This is a genomic window from Blastococcus atacamensis (genome assembly GCF_002938425.1).
Classification (GTDB): Bacteria; Actinomycetota; Actinomycetes; order Mycobacteriales; family Geodermatophilaceae; genus Blastococcus; species Blastococcus atacamensis.
The window spans coordinates 1-8106 of sequence record NZ_POQU01000119.1 but is presented as its reverse complement, the minus strand read 5'-3'; the positions used below and the strand labels follow the sequence as shown (position 1 = coordinate 8106).

The 8106-nt window shown below is 72.9% G+C and carries 4 protein-coding genes and 1 pseudogene; 3 read left to right on the top strand and 2 right to left on the bottom strand.

The window, feature by feature from the left end; translation table 11 throughout:
• Both C5508_RS18305 and C5508_RS18300 read right to left on the bottom strand, forming a co-directional pair.
• Positions 1–1271: pseudogene (locus C5508_RS18305) on the bottom strand (hypothetical protein); the annotation flags it as partial.
• On the bottom strand, positions 1268–1735 hold the full coding sequence (locus C5508_RS18300) for a pyridoxamine 5'-phosphate oxidase family protein (protein ID WP_104526352.1): 468 nt from the start codon (positions 1733–1735) through the stop codon (positions 1268–1270). The pseudogene C5508_RS18305 and the gene C5508_RS18300, both read right to left, overlap by 4 nt.
• Before the next feature lie 299 nt (positions 1736–2034).
• On the opposite strand from C5508_RS18300, the gene C5508_RS18295 reads away from it, so the two are divergent.
• The 3 genes from C5508_RS18295 to narJ form a co-directional block, all read left to right on the top strand.
• Positions 2035–5745, top strand: a complete 3711-nt coding sequence (locus tag C5508_RS18295) for a nitrate reductase subunit alpha (protein WP_198598174.1) — start codon at positions 2035–2037, stop codon at positions 5743–5745.
• Positions 5745–7388 carry a nitrate reductase subunit beta gene (gene narH, locus C5508_RS18290; protein WP_104526351.1) on the top strand — a complete coding sequence of 548 codons (1644 nt, stop codon included), beginning with the start codon at positions 5745–5747 and terminating at the stop codon, positions 7386–7388. Before C5508_RS18295 ends, narH begins: the two co-directional genes overlap by 1 nt.
• On the top strand, positions 7385–8106 hold a 722-nt coding region (gene narJ, locus C5508_RS18285; RefSeq protein ID WP_104526350.1), incomplete at its 3' end, for a nitrate reductase molybdenum cofactor assembly chaperone. The genes narH and narJ, both read left to right, overlap by 4 nt.

Genomic DNA, 8106 nt, shown 5'->3' with positions numbered 1-8106 from the left:
GTGGGAACGGGCCGGCGGGCGGTGACCAGGCCGGTGACCAGCAGCGGGAGGAAGGCCGCCAGGCCGGTGAGGGCCAGCGCCCACCCCAGGGTGCGGACGGGGCCGGGCAGCGGGAGGGCGAGCATGGCCACGCCGACGTTGATGAGCAGCGCCCGAGCCGCGCCGGCGGCCTGCAGCCGGGCGGCCAGGCGCCGGTGCCCGTCCGGGCCGCCCCCGACGGTGGCCGGCACGAGGAAGGTGAGCGCCGCCACCAGCACCTGGGCGACGAAGCCGACACCGAGGACGGGCACGAGGTCGGCGAGCACGCGTACCGATGCGGCGGCCCCGGAGAAGGCGGCGACGAGGTCGACCGCCAGCGCCACCAGCAGCCATCCGGTGGCGGCGGCCAGCCCGACGGCGGCGGGGGTCCGCGGCGGCTTCCGCCGGGCGATGCGCACCAACGGGACCAGCCACCACCCCACGGCCGCCGCGTAGGCCATCAGCCCGGCGCCGGCCACGACCGGCACCCCGAGCAGCAGCCCGGTGGCCAGCACGACCACAGCGGGCCCGGCCACGAGCAGGACCTGCCGGGCCACGGCCGGGGCGTCGTCGGCCATGCGCGTGCCCAGGACGGCCGGCCACAGCATGAATCCGGTGCCGAGGACGGTCAGCCCGATCCAGCCGAGCAGGTTGAGGTGCACGTGCGCGAGGTACAGGCCGGTGTGCCCGGGCCATTCTCCGGCCCACCCGGCGCCCATGAGGGCACCCAGGACGCCGCCGGCCATCAGCGCCAGTGCGGCCCCGATGTAGTACTGGACGACACCGCGCAGAACTCCCCCGGCACCGCGGGAGCGGCGGACCATGCCGACCAGTGCGACAGCGTGCGCGGCCACCGCTGCGACGACGAGCGCACCGCCCAGCGCGGCGACCGGCGGCAGCGGCCAGCTCACCCCCACGAGCACGAGGAGGATCCCGGCGTTCAGAACCACCAGCCGGACTCCGGCCGCCCGCTCCCCCACCGGCTCGGCGTGCAGCAGGGCGGCGGCGAAATGCCGGCTGAAGACGACCACCGCGTTGGTCGCCCCGCCCAGCAGCAGGAGGTGCAACGCGATCCAGTCGTGTCCCGGCGCGAACCGCGCCGGGACAAGGGTGAGGGCGGCGAGAAGGAGGTAACCCCCGACGACCCCGGTCAGCAGCCGGAACCGCTCGGCGCGCGGCCGCCGGGGCGGCGCGCCGGCGTAGGGCAGCTGCGCGCGGCCCGCCGCGACCACCGGCACATCGGTGCCGGTCATTCCGAGGAGCCGGCGAGCAGGACTTCCGGGCCGGCGTGGCTCCCGTGGGCCGTGACGGTGATCCGGCGGCCCTGCACCAAGCTGAGCTGGACGGTGATGTAGCAGGGCTGCTCACTGGGCGCCCAGGCCCGCACACCGAGGCCGTCGAGGACCGCGATCTCCGCCGGGTCGACGACCACCCGCGACGGACCGATGACCGTGACGTTCCACCCGACCCGACCGGCCGGGTCGAAGTCGTCGGCCTCGAAGGCCACGACCGCCCCGCGGCTGGCGAAGGCGGCCTTGCTGCCCATCCGGGTCGGGATGACCAACCGGTCACCGGCGACGACGAAGTGCACGGGGTGGATCGTCGGCAGCGCCCGCTCGGTCAGGGCCAGCCGGCCGATGACGGCCGTACCGAGCAGCCGGCGGCACTCTTCCTCATCGAGGACCTCAAGCGTCCGGTCGTGGTCAGCACTGAACACGGTCACTCCTCAGGGCGCAGGGCGGCGGGGCACCCGGGGCAGCGGCCGATGCCGCTCCGGCTCCACTGTGCGGCTGCGGTCGGCTCCGGCACCCGGGGTCCTTGGTCCCGAACCGGGCGGTCGGTGGACCTCTGTCCGGAGGGTCCCGACCGGGTCGGGACCTAGGTCCCGCCGGGTCCGGACGTCGTCCCCGGGTCCAGGAGCCCGCCCGGCGCCGAGGCTGTTGTCGACACGGAGGACGGCCGGACGCCCGGCCCGTACGCCTCCGCGCCCCGACGAACTCGCAGGAGAGCACCGCAGTGCCCACCGATTCGAACCGAACCGCCACCGGCGGCCACCCGCGCACCGACGCGGTCCCCGGTGCCGGCCCCCTGCTGGCTGCCCGCCGCTTCCTCACGCGGGAGACCGTGGGCGACTCCGGCCGCACGCTGCACCAGATCGACACCTCGTCCTGGGAGTCCTTCTACCGCGACCGGTGGAGCTACGACCGCGTGGTCCGCTCCACCCACGGCGTCAACTGCACGGGTTCCTGCTCCTGGAACGTCTTCGTCAAGGACGGGCTGATCACCTGGGAGCACCAGGCCACGGACTACCCGACCACCGGCCCGGACAGCCCCGACTACGAGCCACGCGGCTGCCCGCGCGGCGCCTCGTTCTCCTGGTACGAGTACTCGCCGTCGCGGGTGCGTCACCCGTACGTGCGTGGCGTCCTGCTGGAGATGTACCGCGACGCCCTCGCCCGGCTCGGTGACCCGGTGCTGGCCTGGGCCGATGTCGTCGAGGACCCGCTCAAGGCCCGGGCCTACAAGAGCGCCCGCGGCCGCGGCGGCTTCGTCCGGTCGGGGTGGGACGAGGTGACCACCATGGTGGCCGCCGCGCACGTGCACACCACGAAGACCTACGGGCCCGACCGGGTCGTCGGGTTCTCCCCCATCCCGGCCATGTCCATGGCCTCGTTCGCCGCCGGCACCCGGTACCACGCGCTCATCGGCGGCACCCTGCTCTCCTTCTACGACTGGTACGCCGACCTGCCGATCTCCTCCCCGCAGATCTGGGGTGACCAGACCGACGTGCCCGAGGCCGGGGACTGGTGGAACGCCACCTACCTGGTCATGTGGGGTTCCAACATCCCGGTGACCCGCACGCCGGACGCGCACTTCCTCGCCGAGGCCCGCTACCGCGGCACCAAGGTCGTCGCCGTCAGCCCGGACTACGCCGACAACGTGAAGTTCGCCGACGACTGGCTGGCCCCCCACCCGGGCACCGACGGTGCGCTGGCCATGGCCATGGGCCACGTCGTCCTCAGCGAGTTCTTCCGTGACCGGCAGGTGCCCTACTTCACCGACTACGTGCGCAAGTACACCGACCTGCCGTTCCTGGTGACGCTGCGGACGACGGCCGACGGGCGCTACGCCGCGGACCGCTTCCTGACCGCCGCGGACCTCGGCCAGGACGTCGTCAACGCCGAGCACAAGACCGTGCTGGTGGATGAGGCGACCGACGAGCTCGTGGTGCCCAACGGCTCGCTGGGCCACCGCTGGGGCGCGGACGGCGCCGGCCGCTGGAACCTCGACCTGGACGGGGTCGTGCCTGCCCTGGGCCTGCTGGGGCGCACCGGCGAGACCGTGGAGATCGACCTGGCCCGCTTCGACGAGGGCGCCACCGAGGGTGGCACGACCATCACCCGCGGCGTACCGGTCCGCCGGGTCGGGGAGCACCTGGTGACCAGCGTCTTCGACCTGGTGATGGCCCAGTACGGGGTGGCCCGCGACGGGCTGCCCGGGGTGTGGCCGACCGGCTACGACGACGCCTCGTCGCCGAACACCCCGGCCTGGCAGGAGCAGATCACCGGGGTGCCCGCCGCGCTGGCGGCGAAGATCGGGCGCGAGTTCGCCCGCAACGCCGAGCGGAGCAAAGGCCGCTCGCTGATCGCCCTGGGTGCCGGCACCAACCAGTGGTTCCACTCCGACATGAGCTACCGCGCGATCATCACGCTCGTCACGCTCACCGGCTGCCAGGGCGTGAACGGCGGCGGCTGGGCGCACTACGTCGGCCAGGAGAAGGCCCGGCCGCTCACCGGCCAGCAGCACATGTCCTTCGCCTTCGACTGGCAACGGCCGATGCGGCACCAGGCGGCGACGCCGTTCTGGTACCTGCACACCGACCAGTGGCGCTACGAGCGGGTGCCGGCCGACGAGCTGGCCTCTCCCCTGGGCACCGGCCGGCTGGCCGGGATGTCGTTCGCCGACACCGTCGCCGCCGCCCAGCGGATGGGCTGGAGCCCCGGCCACCCGTCGTTCAACCGCAACCCGCTCGACCTCACCGACGAGGCGGCCGCGGCCGGGGTGACCGTGCAGGAACACGTCGTCGGCGAGCTCACCGCCGGGCGGTTGCAGGCCGTCGCCGACGACCCGGACGATCCCGCGAACTTCCCGCGCTGCCTCACCCTCTGGCGGGCCAACCTGCTGGGGTCCTCGGGCAAGGGCAACGAGTACTTCATGCGCCACCTGCTGGGCGTGGACTCCCTGGCCACCGCCGAGGAGTGCGGCCCCGGCGAACGCCCCCGCGACGTGGTCTGGCGGGAGGAGGCGCCGGTCGGCAAGCTCGACCTGCTGACGGCGGTCGACTTCCGGATGACGAACACCGGCCTGCACGCCGACGTCGTCCTGCCGGCGGCGACCTGGTACGAGAAGCACGACATCTCGACCACCGACATGCACCCGTTCGTGCATGCCTTCAGCCCGGCGGTGGCCCCGGCCGGCGACGCGCACACCGACCACGACACCTTCCTGGCCCTGGCCGACCGGTTCAGCGAGCTGGCAGCGACCCACCTGGGCACGCGGCGCGACGTGCTCGCCGTCCCGCTGATGCACGACACCGCCGACGAGCTCGCCTCCCCCGGTGGGCGGGTGCGGGACTGGAAGCGCGGCGAGTGCGCCCCCGTGCCGGGGAGCACCATGCCGAAGCTGGTGGAGATCGAGCGCGATTACACCCTCATCGGCGCCAAGATGCGCGCGGTCGGCCCCCTGCTGGACACCCTCGGGACGACGACGAAGGGCCTCACCGTCGACGTCACCCCCGAGCTGGAGTACCTGAAGTCGCAGAACGGCGTGATCGCCGACGGCCCGCTGGCCGGCCGCCCGTCGGTGGCCACCGCCGACCGGATGTGCGAGGCGATCCTCGCCCTGTCCGGCACGACGAACGGACGGGTCGCCCGGGAGGGCTTCACGCGGCTGGAGGAGCGCACCGGGCAGACGTTCACCGACCTGGTGGAGGGCCACGAGCAGCACCGGATCAGCTACGCCGACACCCAGCGCGGCCCGCAGCCGGTGCTCACCAGCCCGGAGTGGTCGGGCTCGGAGAAGGGCGGCCGCCGCTACTCGCCGTTCACGCTGAACGTCGAGCGGTCCAAGCCGTGGCACACCCTCACCGGCCGGCAGCACTTCTTCGTCGAGCACGACTGGGTGGCCGAGCTCGGCGAGCAGTTGCCGGAGTTCCGGCCGCCGCTGAACATGGCCCGGCACTTCGGCAAGCCCGGGGAGCTGGTCGACGGCGGGCTCACCGTCCGGTTCCTCACCCCGCACGCGAAGTGGTCCATCCACTCGATGTACCACGACAACGAGCTGATGCTCGCGCTGTCGCGCGGCGGACCGGTGATCTGGATGAGCGTCGAGGACGCCGCGAAGATCGGCGTCGCCGACAACGACTGGGTCGAGGCGCAGAACCGCAACGGCGTCGTCGTCGCCCGCGCGGTGGTCAGCCACCGGATGCCCGAGGGCACCGTGTACCAGTACCACTCCCCCGAGCGCACCGTGAACGTGCCGAAGACGGAGAAGGAAGGCCGCCGCGGCGGCTACCACAACTCGCTCACCCGGCTCCTGGTCAAGCCGACCCACCTCGCCGGTGGGCACGCGCAACTGACCTACGCCTTCAACTACTACGGCCCGATCGGGAGCCAGCGCGACCAGATCACGGTGATCCGTCGTCGCTCGCAGGAGGTGCAGTACTGATGCGCATTCGCGCGCAGGTCGCCATGGTCATGAACCTGGACAAGTGCATCGGGTGCCACACGTGCTCGGTGACGTGCAAGCAGACGTGGACCAACCGGGAGGGCACGGAGTACGTCTGGTTCAACAACGTCGAGACCAAGCCGGGCATCGGCTACCCGAAGCACTACGAGGACCAGGAGCGCTGGAAGGGCGGCTGGGTGCTCGACGGGAAGGGGCGGCTGACGCTCCGCTCGGGCGGCCGGGTCAAGCGGCTCACCGGCATCTTCGCCAACCCCGACCTCCCCTCGATCGACGACTACTACGAGCCGGCGACCTTCGACAAGGACGTGCTGGTCAACGCCCCCGGCGGGCTGACCGACACCCCGGTGAAGCAGCCGCGGTCGATGCTGACCGGGCAGCCCATGGCGATCGAGTGGGGCGCCAACTGGGAGGACGGCCTGGGCGGTGCGCACGAGCACGCCGGCGGCGACCCGAACATCGCGAAGATGGACCCGCAGGCCGCCGAGCGGGTGCGCTTCGAGTTCGAGAAGACCTTCATGTTCCACCTGCCGCGCATCTGCGAGCACTGCCTGAACCCCGCCTGCGTCTCCGCCTGCCCGTCGGGCGCGATGTACAAGCGCGAGGAGGACGGCATCGTCCTGGTCGACCAGGACAAGTGCCGCGGCTGGCGGATGTGCGTCTCGGCCTGCCCGTACAAGAAGGTCTACGTCAACCACGCCACCGGCAAGGCCGAGAAGTGCACCTTCTGCTTCCCGCGGATCGAGGCCGGCCAGCCGACGATCTGCTCGGAGACCTGCGTCGGGCGGCTGCGCTACCTGGGCATCGTCCTCTACGACGAGGACGCCGTCCTGGCGGCGGCCAGCGTCGAGGACGAGCACGACCTGCTCGAGGCCCAGCGGGACGTCTTCCTCGATCCGCACGACCCGGCCGTGCAGGCGCTGGCCCGCGCGGCGGGCATGCCCGACGAGTGGCTGGAGGCCGCGAAGCAGTCACCGGTCTGGCGGCTGATCAGCGAGTACCGCATCGCGCTGCCGCTGCACCCGGAGTACCGGACGCTGCCCATGGTCTGGTACGTCCCGCCGCTGTCGCCGGTGCTCGACGCCGTCGGGTCGGCCGGGCGCGACGACACCGACGCCGACGACGTCTTCCACACCATCCGCGACCTGCGGATCCCGGTGGAGTACCTGGCCGAGCTGTTCACCGCCGGGGACGCCGAGGCCGCCGCGGGCGTGCTGATGAAGCTCGCCGCCATGCGCGCCTACATGCGCACCCGCACCCTGGACGGGACGGTGGCGCAGGAGCTGCTCGACGGCATCGGCATGACCGCCGAGCAGGTGGAGGCGATGTACCGGCTGCTCGCCGTCGCGAAGTACGACGAGCGCTACGTCATCCCGTCGGCCTACTCGAAGGACGCCGCGGCGCTCGAGGCCCAGGCGGCCGCCGCCACCGATACCGGCTGCAGCCTCGACTGCGAGGGCGGCCCCGGCATGGGCGGCGACCCGGTCGGGGCGACGGTCGAGCGGTTCTCGCTGGTGAAGGACGGCGACTCGGTGCGGCCCGGCCGTCCGGGGCTGTTCACCCGGCGCGGCGACGGCCGGCGCGGGCTCAACCTCTCGGTGCGGCCCTCCGGGAACCCGTCGTGACCGCCGCCGTCACCCGCCCGGACACCGACGTCCCGGCGCAGGAGCGGGGCCGGCTGTTCGAGTTGGCCGCACTGCTGCTCACCTATCCCGACCCGGAGCTGCTGGCCGCCCGGGGTGAGCTGTCCACCGCCGCGGGCGCGCTCGAGCACCGTCAGGTCGCCGACGCGGTACAGCGCTTCCTCATCTGGTTCGACCAGACGCCGGCCACCGCGATCGGCCAGCACTACGTGCAGACGTTCGACCTGCGCCGGAAGTCGGGGCTGTATCTGACCTACTACCTGCACGGCGACACCCGGAAGCGCGGCATCGCGCTGCTCACCCTCAAGCAGCGCTACCGGGCGCACGGGCTCACCCTGCGCGAGGGCGAGCTGCCTGACCTGCTGCCCGTCGTCCTGGAGTTCGCCGCCACGGTGGGCCCCGGCGACGGCGAGGCGCCGCTGCGCCAGCACCGGCAGGGCATCGAGCTGCTGCGGGCCGCGCTGGAGGCCGTCGGCAGTCCGTACGTGCACCTGCTCGACGCCGTCTGCCTGGCGTTGCCCCCCATCACCGACGCCGACCGGGCGGCGATCGCCGCGCTCGCCGTCGACGGCCCGCCGGTGGAGTCGGTGGGCCTGACCGGCCCGGGCGGCCTCACGCCACCCTCCCCCGATGACGACGACGAGCTCGCCGCCATCGGTCTGGCGCCCTACGGCGCCGCCCCCACCCCTTTCTTAACACC